The following is a 13777-nucleotide window of genomic DNA, read 5'->3' as shown; positions in this document are numbered from 1 at the left end:
AATAGGATGCCCGGGAGATGTTTTACATTTTTTTACATCACCCTAAGGCATCCTATTTTACTTCGTTAAATGCTATAATGCAGACTTCTGAACTAGCCCGTTTCTATTAGCTCGCAACCCCTTAGTACGTTTGAAACTTCTACCTGGTCTTATGGGAGTACGATTCCTTTTGATTTCGTCAAGCATTTGCTTATATAGCTTTTTACGTCGTCTTGGACTTTCCTCTAATATAATACGGACTAGATTAGCTTTCAGCTTACCGGTCAAAACGTTGGCGTTAGCTGTGTATTCATATTTTAGATCCTTTCCTTCTTGCTCTTTGGCAATCATTTCGTCAGCCTCTTGTTTAACTAGCGAAGCCATGTTTGCTAGAAACATGGTCGCATAAAAATCTTGTTCAACTGAAAGAGGAGTATCACCTGTAAACTTTTGAAGTTGAAGTTTATTTTTTAATTCATCATATTTTGTTTCAATTCTCCACCGCTTAAAATAGAGTGTTTTAAAATCCTGTATCCCAAATGTTTCATCTTCTATATTTGTGATGAGCAACTCATCTTCACCCGATGGCAGTGTAAACCGTATAGCCCTTAAGCGCATCACGCTCCCTTTTCTTTTAAGCTCAATTATTTGGTCAGGCACCGAAGATTTAATACTAGATTTATAATAATTGACAGGTGTTCTAATCATAAATTTTACATTTAATTCTATTAGATAAGCGAAAAAATCTAATGATGGATATCCTCGATCAAAAAGAAAAAGGTCGTTATTGTTCAAGTGATCTTTAAAGCTGTTCATCAGTTTGATAGCGACAGACCGTTCTCCATCTGTACATTTTGTAATCAAAGCCTTTACAATTAGATTATTTTCGGTATCATAGATACAGGATGCCATTGCGCGAGCCAGTTCTAAAGAACTGCCTTTCGAAACGCCAAAGGCATCCCTTAATCTTATGGAATTATTTATTTCCAAGATGGATGCATCGATAGCGAAAATACGAAACCCCATAAATTTTTTATAAGGATTTTCCTTGTAGTACCAATCCACAATGGTATCAAATAATTTTATAAATGCTTCCGGTTTAATCTTCTTTCTAGCCTCAGAAAACGCCTGTTTACTAATACTTTCCGTCCTATTTCCAAGAAGCTTAAAATAGTCATCCAGCTCAATCTGAAAGCTTTTTTTCACGAAATTGAGCATAAAAAGAATAGTGCTAATAAAATTTAATTTGTTTCTCCCTTCACGAGTAAAATAGGTTGGTTTGGAACGTGATTCACACTTAAAAACATAGTCATGTAGGACGTTCTGGGTTACCTCTACAGCTTCTAAAAACAGGCTTTTTGCCACAAAAAATCACCACTTCATCGTTGATATACCAAAAAATGGTATTCAGGTCGATTATTGTGGTGATTTTGAAAAGTCAAGTGGTTTTTCGTGCTGTTAATAATATTTTTATGACAATCTTATCCATTTACATATTTTGTAATCTTAAGTTGATGACATTGGGGTCTTCCCTCATTCATTGTTAATCAACCAAGATCTCTCTATAGTTGAGGATAGCGATGGGATGACACTGACTTTACCTAATTTAGAAGCCGTATCTCAACTACTAAAAAAAGTTACAGATAATGGGAAATTGTACTCAGCTGAGATTTTAAACAATAATCTAGAGGCTCTATATTTTACAATTAGAAGGAGTTATCGTCATGAATAAAAAAGCGATGTGGTCGATTGCTGTGAAAGATATGAAGGCCATCACTTCCAATATTCAAATTTGGTTACCTATGTTGATCGTTCCATTCATTCTCGGTATTGTTGTTCCAAGTGCCCTAATAATCACTGCTAGAGCGTTTGATTTAACCGTTGTTGGAAATACGGAGGTTATTGTTAATGTTATTCAAGATCTACCTGAAGGAACGTTGAAACAAACTTTAGAAAGCCTACCTTCTTTAAATCATCAGCTCGTCTACTTTTTCATACTTTATGGGTTCACACCTTTCTTTATGCTCATTCCAGCGATGGCTTCAAGTGTCATCTCAGCGAATAGTTTTGTTGGTGAAAAAGAAAGGAAAACGTTAGAAAGTTTATTATTTGCCCCTATTTCTATGAAAACAATCTTTATTGGGAAAATTTTATCGGCCTTTATTCCTGCTGTCATTGTTACATTTATTACAGCCATATTGTATGGAGTTGTCACCAATTTCATAGCATACCCTATGTTTGATCGCATAATCTTTCCTAACTGGGGTTGGGTGATTTTGATCGTTTGGATCACTCCTTTTCTTAGTTTACTCGTCATTTTATTTAACGTTATTATTTCAGCTAAAGTAAAGGGTTATCAAGAGGCGTACCAACTTGGTGGGATTATTGTCCTTCCGATTGTTGGACTTATCGTCAGTCAATTAACAGGGTTGTTATTTTTAAGCCATACTGTTTTAATCCTCATTGGATTTATTTTATTGTTCCTAAATATTATCCTTCTTCAAGTCGCTTCGAAATGGAATGACCGTTTTCGCTTATCCGAGCAACAAATATAGAGCTGACGAAATCAGCTCTCCCCTTCCCTATCCGATTATACGAGTAGCTCTCAATCAAGCATTGCACGGCCTCATTAAAGCTCATTTTAAATCTTCTAACTTATTTTGCAATATTCTTTAACGTTAAGCTCAATCTTTCGATAAAATGAATAGAAGGGGAAAATGCATGAATCGAATTACGAGAGTTTCTTCATTACGAGCTAATTGGCTTCGTTCGAGCTATGTTAATCGAACAAGTGCTCATATGTAAGTAAAATAGAATTGTTAGCACTCATTGAAAAAGGAAACAATAACAATGAGCAACCACCTTAAAATTACTTAGGAATACAACGGCCTTATTATCGAGGAAGAAACATAATATCGCAAAACAACCAATAGATAGATTTATGATTAGGGGAGGATTATAAAATTGGAAATTATTATTTCACACGTTAATACAGACTTTGATGGACTAGCTTCGATGCTTGCAGCAAAGAAACTTTATCCTAATGCTAAAATGGTTATATCTGATAAACAAAATGCGGCAGTAAAGCAATTTTTAGCGATTTACCGAGATAGTCTTGATTTAGTTCAAGATCATCTTATTGACTGGTCTACTGTTACTGAGCTTATCCTTGTTGATGTTGCCTCTCTTACAAGAACGGGTGAATATACAAAGAACCTCAATAGAGACAACCTGAAAATAACCGTCTATGATCATCACCCTACTCAAGAAGGAGATGTGGTGAGCGATAAAGGGGCCATTGAAGCTGTTGGTGCAACCGTTACACTACTTATAGAAGAAATTAGACAACGTTCCTTTACGCTCTCACCTTTTGAAGCGACGGTTTTTGGTTTAGGGATGTATACTGACACAGGATCTTTTACTTATTCAAATACAACTTCAAGAGACCTGCAAGCAGCAAGCTTTCTTATGGAAAACGGAATGAGCTTAGAAATTATTCAACGTTTTTCTGATCAAATGTTATTTCAACAACAACAAGAAATATTTAACCACCTTCTCCTTCACTCGTCCGAATTTGAAATGGATGGATTAAATATTATTGTTAGCTCTTATCAACAGAAAAAGTTTCAAGGTGGACTATCGACATTAACTAGAAAGTTATTAGAAACAACAGGTGCAGATGCTGTTCTAACCATTGTAGAAATGCAAAAACGTATTTATATCGTTGGGAGAGCTAGTTCTGACCGAATTAATTTCCTTCCAATTCTATATGAATGGGGCGGTGGTGGTCACGAAAAAGCAGGGTCCGCAACATTAAAACACGCCGACCTAGAAACAGTAGTCAAAAAAGTAACAAACAATCTTGAACTGATCTTAAAACCTGCAATTACTGCGAAAGTGATTATGGCTAGCCCTGTCAAAACAATTCCACCTGAAATGACGATCGAAGAAGCTGGTCACCTCATGTATCGTTATGGACATACAGGTTTTCCGATTGTCAAAGAGGATAAACTGCTTGGAATTATTTCGAGACGTGATTTAGATAAAGCAACTCATCATGGTTTAGGACATGCACCAGTAAAAGCCTATATGAGTTCAAAAGTAATTTCAATTGGGCCGAATACATCGTTAGAAGAAATACAAACGATAATGATTAAGCATGATATTGGACGATTACCCGTTGTTGATAATGGAAAACTCGTCGGTATTTTATCACGAACGAACGTCATTGAAATTTTACATAATCAAGCGCTAAAAGAAGATCTACAGCAGTCAGCCATGAATGATTTGCAAAATAACTTACGTGCAAAAATGAAAAATCGACTTCCTACAGATGTTTTTCAGTTATTAAAAGAAATTGGTACGACTGCGACCAAAACGAATATGTCGGTTTATTTGATTGGTGGAATCGTCCGTGATATCTTGTTAGGACGTGAAAATGATGATATTGACATCGTCGTAGAAGGGGATGGAATCGCATTTGCTCATAATCTAGAATCAGACTATGGTGGTGAAGTTTTTACACACGAAGACTTTGGTACGGCAACATGGACGCACCCTACAGGATTAAAAATTGATATTACATCATCAAGACTCGAATATTATGACTGCCCTGCGGCCCTACCAGATGTAGAACACTCTTCCTTGAAAGAAGATTTATACCGTCGTGACTTTACGATTAATGCAATGGCCATTTGTTTAGATCGCAAAAATTTTGGTCAACTTGTTGATCCTTTTCTTGGGAAAACCCATCTTGAAGAAAAAACGATCAAGATTCTACATAATTTGAGCTTTATCGAGGATCCTACTCGAATTCTGCGTGCAGTTCGCTTCGAGACCCGTTTCCAGTTTTCCATGGATGAGCAAACAAAAGAACTAGCCCTTATTTCAATCGATAAAATGAAAGCTTTATCAGCGACAAGAGTAAACCATGAACTTGAAAAGCTTTTCAACGATGCCTCTCCATCTCGTGCAATGCAACGTCTATTTGAGCTTCAATTTTGGCAACAATTTGGCATCAACGACGATCAAGCAACACAAAGTTACAACCATGCTGTACAACTCGAAAACGTTTATAAAAATTATCAATCAGATAGGACAATCTCCGAAAGTCCAAGCTGGTTTATGTATTTCCTCATTCCTTTTTATTATGCAAACGATGTTGATGCAGCAAAGCACTTTGCCTTAACTAAAAAAGACGGAAAGCTTTTGAAAGAAGTTTCTGCCTTAAATTCAATACATGATTGGCAAAACTTAAAAAGTTGCGGTGAATTACATCGAATATTGAAGGTCTATTCTGTTGAAACGATACTTTTCTACACTTCAAAAGAACAGTCCGACTCTCACCCATATATGTTCGAGTATATACAAAAACGTAGTCAGCTTCGAATGCTATTAACAGGTGAAGATTTAAAAAGTCATGGATTAGAACCAGGGCCTGTGTTTTCGAAGGTTTTGTTAGACCTTGAAGTTGCTATATTAAATGAACAAATTACAAATAAAGACCAAGCGATCGAATGGTTACAACATCAAATCAATAATAATAGAAATGATTTGTGAAATATGGTTCACCATTAAGAATCCGAAAATCGTTATTTTACTAAAAATACATTTTTCAAAAAAAGTTTGAACGAATTACATTCACTAATCGTATGAATGATAAAGCAACTTAATCAGATTTATCAGCTTCCGAATTCTAAAAAGGAGTATCTTTACATGGGAGAAGACCAACTAATAAAGGAAGCAAAAAAAGGAAATAAGAAGGCACTCGCTATGCTGTTGCAACAAAATTATTCTTTTTTAAAACATTATTTAATTAAAGCAACATTACAGCCTTCCCTTGCGGATGACCTCACACAAGAAACGATGATGAAATGTATTGAAAGAATTCATCAGTATAACGGAAAAGCAAAGTTTTCAACATGGTTGATTCAAATCGGTACAAATCTTTATATCGATGCATTACGTAAGATAAAAACGGAAAACAAATGGGTTAAAGAACAACAATATGGTGAGTTGATAAAAAAAGTATCTCTTCAACCAAATGATAAATGGACAGACACCGTGGAACAGCTCTACCAATTATCTGAAGACGTACGCCTCCCACTCATACTAAAACATTATTATGGATACTCATACGACGAAATTGGACGCTTTCCAAAGATCCCTGAAGGAACAGCAAAATCTAGAGTTCATACTGCCATTCAACAGCTAAGGAAGGAGTTAAGTAGAGATGAATAATCAAAAGGACACTGAAAAAAAACTTGAACCGTTTGAACAAGAGATCCACAATTCATTAAATAAACTTGAACAAAATTTCGAAGTAACTCCCCCTTCAATTCTGGAACTTGAACAGCTAGTTGAAACGGTTCAAACCAATCAAAAGAAAAAACTTTATCAAGAGTTACTTCTGTTCTGGGGTATTGCTATCTTTGTGATAGCCCTTGTATTGTGGAGTTATGCTAATTTCTTTATTGTTATATTTATGGGACAAATTGCCATTGTTGCTTGTTTAATTGGATACTTTTACTATTCTTTAAGAAAAAATTGGTCGATAAGAAAGGGTTACCAAAATGAATGAGCTAAAAGACTTAACAATTTATCATTGGCTCATGATTGCAACAATTCTTATCATACAAAGCACGTGGTTATTTATTGATGCAAAACGACGTGGGCACCGACGGTGGTTTTGGGGCATATGGGGACTAATTCATGCTCCTATACCATTAATTGTATATTTATTATGGTCTAGATTACTCGTTCAAAAACTTCGTACCAAATAAGAGGCTGACATTACGTCAGCCTTCTATTTAGATTAAAAAGCCCATCTTCTTCGCTTCATAAGTTAACTCTTCTCTAAATTTCGGATGAGCGATTTCAATTAGATTTTTTGTTCGCTCACGAATTGTTTTTCCTCTTAGTTTTGCAACCCCATATTCCGTAACAACATAATCAACATCGTTTTTCGATGTCGTAACAACTGCTCCATTCGGTAAAGTAGGAACAATCTTGGAGATTTCTCCATTTTTTGCAGTGGAATGTAAACAAATCACCCCTCTACCTTCTTTTGCCATTCGAGCACCAATTCCAAAATCACCTTGTCCTCCTGTAGAAGAGTAATATCTTCCACCAATCGTTTCTGAATTACATTGACCAAGGAAATCTACTTCCACAGTTGCATTGATTGTTACAATTCGGTCGATACTGGCAATATAACGGACATTATTGGATTCATCTACTGGCAACATAAACACATTTTTATTTTCATGCATAAAATCATAAAGTCGTTTCGTTCCATACGCAAATGTCGCCGTCATTTTCCCAGGGGCTAGTGGATTATTCCGATTAGAGATAGCACTACTTTCAAAAAGATCCACGACTTGATCTGGAATCATTTCCGTAAAAATCGTTAAATCTTGGTAAGACTTTAAATCATTCATTATAGCGTTTGGGATTGCTCCAAAGCCAATTTGTAATGTATCACCGTTTTTAATCAATTCTGCGATTGAATTACCAATAATTTTATCCTCTTCACGGACTGGTATTGACGGTGTTTCTGGTAACGGTTGATGGTTTTCAAAGATAGCATCGACTTGACTAATATGAATTTGGTTTTTTCCATACGTTCTTGGCATATATTCGTTAACTTCTACAATAATCATTACGCTTTTGTCCATAAAAAAAGAAATATAATCACAATTCGTGCCGAGAGAGAAATATCCATTTTCATCCATTGGCGAAACTGCAACCATCAATACCCGATTTGAAGTAATTTCATTCAGTATATACGGTAAGTCTGAAAAATGGTTTGGTAATAAATCAATTTGATGTTCATAAAAAGCTCGCCGTTCATCCTTGTTTAAAAACATTGATACAATGTTTAATTTATCTTTGTTCGTTTGTAATACAGGTCGCAGCGAAAGCATTTGAAACAATCGATTTCCCTTTAGGTGATCAGCTTTTGGTAGTGCATCTAATAATCCAGGGGGTTCCCCTACTGCGATCGGAACAATAATATCTGTTTGTGGTTGGATCAAATTAACTGTCTGTAAAGCTGATGCTATTCGTTTTTGTTCAAATATTTTAGTAATGTTCATAATTCCTCCAACACTTAGTTCCAAAAATTTTTTTGATACGTAATAAAAATCAACAAATACTAATACTAAATTAACCTTATTTACTTTACTTAAGAACAAACATAACGTCAATTTATATAAATTATTTTTATAATTTAGCTTTTACTCAATTGTTAATCTTATTTAATTTTTTTCTGGATGCGATGAGGAGGGGGCCGAATAGTATGAGTTCACGTGATTATAGAAAACGAAACAAACAATATAAATGGAGAAAACGGATTACCATTCTCATTTCACTCACATTCCTACTTTTGATAGCTTTTGGAGCTTATGGAAAAATTGGATATGAAAACGCACGGAAAAATTCATTAGAAACACTTGAAGAATCTGCTTCTCTAGTTATAAAAGATCAAGAAGCCATTCCTTTTCATGCAGAAGTTCAAGAGAAAAATGGGCCTGTACATATTCTTTTAATTGGGGTAGACAAAGCAGAAGGAGATCGTTCACGAACAGACACGATTATGATTGCTCAATACCATCCTAATCAAGGAACTGCGAAAGTGGCTTCAATTATGCGAGATAGTTATGTTGCGATACCTGATCATCAACCGAACAAGATTAATGCTTCTTTTTTTCTCGGTGGTCCCGAACTCTTAAGAAGGACCATAAAAGAAAATTTTGACATTGATCTCCATTATTACGCGATGGTTAACTTTGATGGTTTTGAGCGAATCGTCGATACAATAGCACCAAATGGTATTGAGATTAACGTTGAACATCGAATGTATAAACCATCGATAAAATTACACTTTGAACCAGGTAAACAAATTGTAAATGGTAAAGATACGTTAAGATATGTTCGTTTTCGCGATGACCATGAAAATGATTTTGGACGAGTTCGCCGCCAACAAGAAGTGCTTTCCACTTTGAAAGATGAAATGCTAACGATTCGCGGTGTTACAAAAGTCCCGCAACTCATTGGTTCGATCGAACCCTACATTGATACAAATATGAATACGAGGAAAGTTTTAAGCTTAGGGAAGGACTTTTTCCTTAACCCCGTGGAAGACATTGATACCATCACCATACCAATTGAACATAGTTTTACAGACAAACGATATCCGCACGCAGGATTAGTTCTTGATATAGATATTGAAAAAAATAAAGAGGCTCTGCATCAATTTTTACAATATGATTAGAAGAACACAATTGACAGAATGGCGATTTAATTCCTTACATCCTCTAAAGAAAGACATATCAAGGTAAATAAAAAAAATGCCAGTCCCTTTAGACAGATAAGGAACTGGCACTTTTTTATTTATTCAGCATACTTCTTAAGAACGATGCAAGCATTATGTCCACCAAAACCGAGAGAGTTGCTAATCGCTGCTCTAATGTTTTGTTTTCTCGCTTCGTTTGGAACATAATCTAAATCACATTCAGGGTCAGGTGTTTCGTAATTGATCGTTGGAGGAATAATACCTTCTTCGATCGCTTTTGCTGTAAAAATTGCTTCTACAGCCCCAGCTGCCCCTAGTAAATGCCCCGTCATTGACTTTGTTGAACTAATAGCTAACTCTTTCGCATGATCTCCAAATACTGTTTTAATAGCCATCGTTTCAAACTTATCATTATATGGAGTACTTGTTCCATGTGCATTCATGTAATCTAATTCTTCAGGTTGCAAATCAGCGTCTGCAATAGCCTGGAGCATCGCTCGTACGCCGCCTTCACCTTCTGGAGCTGGAGCTGTTACATGGTAAGCATCACCTGTTGCGCCATATCCAGCGATTTCTGCATAGATTTTTGCTCCACGCGCTTGAGCTGACTCCAGTGACTCTAAAATAAGGATCCCAGCTCCTTCTCCCATAACAAAGCCATCTCGGTTCAAATCAAATGGTCTTGATGCATTTTTCGGATCTTCATTCGTCGAAATCGCTTTAGCAGCACAGAAACCAGCAACCGCCATGTCAGTAATCGGTGCTTCAGCTCCTCCTGTAATCATGAAATCCGCATCTCCACGTTGTATAACTTTAAATGCATCTCCAATTGAGTTTGTACCAGAAGCACATGCTGTTACCGAACAAGAATTAATCCCTTTTGCACCAGTTACAATTGACACTTGTCCTGAAGCCATATCAGGAATCATCATTGGCACAAAGAAAGGACTTACACGACGATAACCTTTTTCCTCAAATATACGGAATTGTTGTTCGTACGTTTCCATTCCACCGATACCTGACCCAATCCAAACACCAACACGAGGTGCGATCTCGTCCGTAATTTTTAAGTCAGCATCTTCTAGTGCCATTATTGATGCTGCAACCGCAAATTGAGTAAAGCGGTCCATTTTCCGAGCGTCTTTTTTATCCATAAATTGTGTAGGATCAAAATCGCTAACTTCCGCTGCAACTTTCATAGGAAATTTGGATGCATCCACACGTGTTAAAGGGGCAACACCCGAAACACCTGTAATGGCATTATTCCACATCGTTTCAACATCACAACCGATTGGTGACACAGTTCCTAATCCTGTAATAACTACACGTCTTTTCATATCGATCTCTCTCTCCTTTAATCACTTCATTTGCTTCGTTTTTCAATTGTAAGGTTAGCGCCCCCAGCGGATTGCGACTGCTCCCCAAACGAGGCCAGCACCAAACCCAACAAGGACAACCAAACTTCCATCTTTAATTTTACCATTTTTTAGTTCCTCAACTAATGCAATTGGAATTGAAGAAGAGGATGTGTTTCCGTATTTATTAACTGTTACAGCCATTTTTTCAATTGGAAGTTCTAATCTTTCACGAGAAGCTTCCATAATTCGAATATTAGCTTGATGTGGCACTAAATAGTCAACATCTTCTTTTGTTAGACCTGCTTTATCAAGTACTTTTAAAGAAGATTCACCCATTTGGCGAACAGCAAATTTAAAGACTTCACGTCCATTCATGTAAAGGTGTTTCTTTTGATGAATGTGCATCGCACCTCTACCATCTGCACCTAGTTCAAAGGATAGAATACCTTTGCCTTCTGATACAGGACCTAACACAGCCGCACCTGCACCGTCTCCAAAAAGAACAGCAGTATTACGGTCAGTCATGTCTGTTATTTTCGTTAACTTCTCAACACCGACTACGAGTACGTTTGTATATGCTCCTGTCGTGATAAATTGCTGCGCTGTTACTAATCCATAAATAAACCCTGCACACGCAGCACTAATATCCATTGCAGCTGCATTAATTGTACCTAGCTGATCTTGTATCATTGCTGAAACTGACGGAAACGGCATGTCAGGTGTAACCGTTGCCACTAATATTAAATCAATATCTTCAGGTGCAATTCCTGAATTTTCAATTGCTTCTTTTGCTGCTGCAAACGCCATATGAGAAGTATTAATGTTTTCAGAAGCAAATCGTCTTTCTTCAATTCCTGTCCTTGTTCTGATCCACTCATCTGATGTATCTAACATCTTTTCAAATTCTGCATTAGTTACTACTCGATCTCCTAAAAAGCTTCCCATACCAAGTATTCCAGCATTGATCTTCTTTTCCATATTCCTTCCCCCTTAACAATGACAATACTTCATATCTATAGATACTTACTATCAATTATTATGACCTAGTACTAATTTTATCTTAAAAATCATGTATTGTCTATATTCCTACAATTTCTCTCTATATTAAAATGGGTGTTTCAACTAAACACCTATTATTATGTACTAGCATATCTATTACTATAAGGGGTAGTTAAAATAACAATACTTTTTTGGGGAAAATTTCAATGCAAGGAGGCTTTATCTATGGAACAAGAAAAAAAATCACCTGAAAATCAAGGAGATTTCTTTGATCAATTAATGTTCGGAAAACCAAGATCACAAAGTGAAAATACAGAAGAACCTTCGTCAAACTCATCCGACAATGAAGAGACTACAAATCAGCAAGAAGCAAATCAAGAAAAAAGCCAAATAGAATATATTATGGAAATTGCTCAAGTCGTCGGTCCTTACCTTTCAAAACTTTCACCTATGCTCTCTAACTTACAATCATTTTTCTCTAACAAAAAATAAAGGAGGCTGACTCCCAAAGTGTTGGCCCTTCAGGTATCCACACAATGTGGTCCTGAAGGGTTTTTCACTTTTTAATGAGTCAGCCTCTTTATATTATTTAACTTTACCAAAATCCTCCGCCATAAGGGGTTGGACCAAACTGTGGACCGAAACTCGGGCCAAATTGCGGGCCATAACTCGGACCGAATTGCGGACCATAACTCGGGCCAAACTGTGGACCGTAATATGGGCCACCATAAGCTCCGCCACCAAATCCACCAAATAAGAAAGGACTAACTGCTAATCCAGCTAAAAACGGTAGTACTGGAAAGTGACGATGATGGCCATGGCCATGACCTGAACCATCTCGGTACATCGGATAGTAGTTCATTTTGGAAAACTCCTTCCATCATGTTTTCACTACTTATCCTATGTACTCGCCCTCCTCAATGAGCCTGTCCGATTTATGCAAATTTTTAATTGCTACTTTCTTCTTTTCCTAATTCATATGCTTCATTCATTACTTTTACTAACATATTAACCATCGGTTGTAAATCTTCCATGTTCAGTTCAATCCCTTTTTCATCAAGGATCGCTTTTCCTTCAGGTATGTATTTCATTGCAATTTGCATAAACTTCATTTGTAATTCTGGATTTACATTCATTACATTCACCTCATAATTTTATTCTTCTTTTGGTAGTTTTCCCGAAATAATATAGTATTCAATCGCTTCACGAATTTCAGCTTGAAATTCTTCAGGTACCACTGAACTGAATTCACCTAACGTTATTACTCCATCGGCAAAATCATAATATAAATTACCAGCAGCTAGCTCTCCTCGACTAAAATGTTCAGCAACGACTTGGTAGAGATGATCTACATGTTGAACCGTGCTTGTTAATACGGTAGATCCTCCTATATCAGATTGGTCACTTACAAAACCAATCGCAAATTGACCGTTATTCTTCACTTCTTCAATGACAGCTATGTGATATCCGTCTCCTGCTGGATAATATACGTCAATGCCATCCTTATTCATATTGGCCAAAAATTGTAGTGCTGTATCAACATCTCCCCAATCTTTAACGTAATCAACTTTCACATCAATTGTATTATTTTGATATTCTACACCTTTCATAAAACCATCTACTTCAGGTTGCCAAGAATAGGCCGCAATGATACCCACTTTGTTAGACTGCGTCATCTTGGCAGCAACCATTCCTGCAAAAAAACCCATAGCATGACTGTTAAAGTGCAAGCTAGTCACATTTTCTCCTGAAACTTCACCATTAAAACTGACAAAGTGGATATGTGGATAATTCTTACTAATCTCATTAAAGTACTCTGCAAAAATACGCCCATGACCGAAGATCAAATTCACGTCTTTTTCATCTAGTTCACTTATTGCAGCTTGTACTTTCGATAAAGTATTAATCTCTTCATTAAAATAAACATCTACATTTAAATCGGAATGAATTTTTAATAAACCTTGATACCCTTTAAAATTCCACCCTTTATCATCGATTGTGTCTTCTAATAATAGACCCACTTTTTTTAAATTTGATGCTGTAGGATTATTAGAACATCCACTTATCACCAATATAACAATTAGAATTAAAAAGAAATGTAATTTTCTCATAAAATAGTCACCTTAGCCAAATGTTATAAAATACT

14 protein-coding genes are annotated in these 13777 nt (G+C 36.3%); 7 read left to right on the top strand and 7 right to left on the bottom strand.

What is annotated here, in order from left to right; genetic code table 11:
* Window positions 1–72: 72 nt before the first annotated feature.
* On the bottom strand, window positions 73–1344 hold the full coding sequence (locus tag BK574_RS23680; protein ID WP_078427785.1) for an IS4 family transposase: 1272 nt from the start codon (window positions 1342–1344) through the stop codon (window positions 73–75).
* Window positions 1345–1703: 359 nt separating this feature from the next.
* Here BK574_RS23680 and BK574_RS23670 point away from each other — a divergent pair, with 359 nt between their 5' ends.
* From BK574_RS23670 to BK574_RS23650, 5 genes are all read left to right on the top strand, one after another.
* Window positions 1704–2534, top strand: coding sequence for an ABC transporter permease subunit (locus BK574_RS23670; protein ID WP_078430327.1), 831 nt, complete (start codon window positions 1704–1706; stop codon window positions 2532–2534).
* Between the two features lie 409 nt (window positions 2535–2943).
* Entirely contained in the window at window positions 2944–5538 is a 2595-nt protein-coding gene (locus BK574_RS23665) for a CBS domain-containing protein (protein ID WP_078430326.1), read from the top strand.
* Between the two features lie 156 nt (window positions 5539–5694).
* Window positions 5695–6219 (top strand): RNA polymerase sigma factor SigY, encoded by a 525-nt coding sequence (gene sigY / locus BK574_RS23660; protein WP_078430325.1) that lies wholly within the window; start codon window positions 5695–5697, stop codon window positions 6217–6219.
* Entirely contained in the window at window positions 6212–6559 is a 348-nt protein-coding gene (locus tag BK574_RS23655) for a YxlC family protein (protein WP_078430324.1), read from the top strand. Before sigY ends, BK574_RS23655 begins: the two co-directional genes overlap by 8 nt.
* Window positions 6552–6761: a sigmaY antisigma factor component gene (locus BK574_RS23650; protein WP_075385905.1), complete on the top strand. Its 210-nt coding sequence runs from the start codon at window positions 6552–6554 to the stop codon at window positions 6759–6761. Before BK574_RS23655 ends, BK574_RS23650 begins: the two co-directional genes overlap by 8 nt.
* A gap of 27 nt (window positions 6762–6788) precedes the next feature.
* Here BK574_RS23650 and BK574_RS23645 read toward each other — a convergent pair whose 3' ends face one another.
* Window positions 6789–8075 carry an acetyl-CoA hydrolase/transferase family protein gene (locus BK574_RS23645; RefSeq protein WP_078430323.1) on the bottom strand — a complete coding sequence of 429 codons (1287 nt, stop codon included), beginning with the start codon at window positions 8073–8075 and terminating at the stop codon, window positions 6789–6791.
* A 203-nt stretch (window positions 8076–8278) separates the two neighbouring features.
* Here BK574_RS23645 and BK574_RS23640 point away from each other — a divergent pair, with 203 nt between their 5' ends.
* Window positions 8279–9253 carry an LCP family protein gene (locus tag BK574_RS23640; RefSeq protein ID WP_078430322.1) on the top strand — a complete coding sequence of 325 codons (975 nt, stop codon included), beginning with the start codon at window positions 8279–8281 and terminating at the stop codon, window positions 9251–9253.
* A gap of 119 nt (window positions 9254–9372) precedes the next feature.
* Here the strand turns inward: BK574_RS23640 and fabF are convergent, their stop codons facing one another.
* Both fabF and BK574_RS23630 read right to left on the bottom strand, forming a co-directional pair.
* Complete coding sequence (fabF, locus tag BK574_RS23635) at window positions 9373–10611, bottom strand: beta-ketoacyl-ACP synthase II (RefSeq protein ID WP_078430321.1); 1239 nt, start codon at window positions 10609–10611, stop codon at window positions 9373–9375.
* Window positions 10612–10665: 54 nt separating this feature from the next.
* Window positions 10666–11610, bottom strand: a complete 945-nt coding sequence (locus BK574_RS23630) for a beta-ketoacyl-ACP synthase III (RefSeq protein ID WP_274379163.1) — start codon at window positions 11608–11610, stop codon at window positions 10666–10668.
* Window positions 11611–11856: 246 nt separating this feature from the next.
* Here BK574_RS23630 and BK574_RS23625 point away from each other — a divergent pair, with 246 nt between their 5' ends.
* Complete coding sequence (locus BK574_RS23625) at window positions 11857–12123, top strand: hypothetical protein (protein ID WP_078430320.1); 267 nt, start codon at window positions 11857–11859, stop codon at window positions 12121–12123.
* A 103-nt stretch (window positions 12124–12226) separates the two neighbouring features.
* On the opposite strand, the gene BK574_RS23620 is transcribed toward BK574_RS23625, so the two are convergent.
* The 3 genes from BK574_RS23620 to BK574_RS23610 form a co-directional block, all read right to left on the bottom strand.
* Window positions 12227–12493 carry a penicillin-binding protein gene (locus BK574_RS23620; protein WP_075385900.1) on the bottom strand — a complete coding sequence of 89 codons (267 nt, stop codon included), beginning with the start codon at window positions 12491–12493 and terminating at the stop codon, window positions 12227–12229.
* 85 nt (window positions 12494–12578) lie between these two features.
* Window positions 12579–12767: a ComZ family protein gene (locus tag BK574_RS23615; RefSeq protein WP_078430319.1), complete on the bottom strand. Its 189-nt coding sequence runs from the start codon at window positions 12765–12767 to the stop codon at window positions 12579–12581.
* Between the two features lie 18 nt (window positions 12768–12785).
* Window positions 12786–13742: a BMP family ABC transporter substrate-binding protein gene (locus tag BK574_RS23610; RefSeq protein ID WP_075385898.1), complete on the bottom strand. Its 957-nt coding sequence runs from the start codon at window positions 13740–13742 to the stop codon at window positions 12786–12788.
* Window positions 13743–13777: the final 35 nt, after the last annotated feature.

The sequence above is a fragment of the Alkalihalobacterium alkalinitrilicum genome (assembly GCF_002019605.1).
Taxonomy (GTDB): Bacteria; Bacillota; Bacilli; order Bacillales; family Bacillaceae_F; genus Alkalihalobacterium; species Alkalihalobacterium alkalinitrilicum.
Note: the sequence above shows the minus strand (reverse complement) of the source record. Positions and strands in the feature narration are given on the sequence as shown.

What these genes read in the sequence shown, in the direction of transcription:
- BK574_RS23670 (WP_078430327.1), top strand. Translation starts at nt 1,704, where the DNA reads ATGAATAAAAAAGCGATGTGGTCGATTGCTGTGAAAGATATGAAGGCC.
- sigY (WP_078430325.1), top strand. Translation starts at nt 5,695, where the DNA reads ATGGGAGAAGACCAACTAATAAAGGAAGCAAAAAAAGGAAATAAGAAG.
- BK574_RS23655 (WP_078430324.1), top strand. Translation starts at nt 6,212, where the DNA reads ATGAATAATCAAAAGGACACTGAAAAAAAACTTGAACCGTTTGAACAA.
- BK574_RS23650 (WP_075385905.1), top strand. Translation starts at nt 6,552, where the DNA reads ATGAATGAGCTAAAAGACTTAACAATTTATCATTGGCTCATGATTGCA.
- BK574_RS23645 (WP_078430323.1), bottom strand. Translation starts at nt 8,075, where the DNA reads ATGAACATTACTAAAATATTTGAACAAAAACGAATAGCATCAGCTTTA.
- BK574_RS23640 (WP_078430322.1), top strand. Translation starts at nt 8,279, where the DNA reads ATGAGTTCACGTGATTATAGAAAACGAAACAAACAATATAAATGGAGA.
- fabF (WP_078430321.1), bottom strand. Translation starts at nt 10,611, where the DNA reads ATGAAAAGACGTGTAGTTATTACAGGATTAGGAACTGTGTCACCAATC.
- BK574_RS23630 (WP_274379163.1), bottom strand. Translation starts at nt 11,610, where the DNA reads ATGGAAAAGAAGATCAATGCTGGAATACTTGGTATGGGAAGCTTTTTA.
- BK574_RS23625 (WP_078430320.1), top strand. Translation starts at nt 11,857, where the DNA reads ATGGAACAAGAAAAAAAATCACCTGAAAATCAAGGAGATTTCTTTGAT.
- BK574_RS23620 (WP_075385900.1), bottom strand. Translation starts at nt 12,493, where the DNA reads ATGAACTACTATCCGATGTACCGAGATGGTTCAGGTCATGGCCATGGC.
- BK574_RS23615 (WP_078430319.1), bottom strand. Translation starts at nt 12,767, where the DNA reads ATGAATGTAAATCCAGAATTACAAATGAAGTTTATGCAAATTGCAATG.
- BK574_RS23610 (WP_075385898.1), bottom strand. Translation starts at nt 13,742, where the DNA reads ATGAGAAAATTACATTTCTTTTTAATTCTAATTGTTATATTGGTGATA.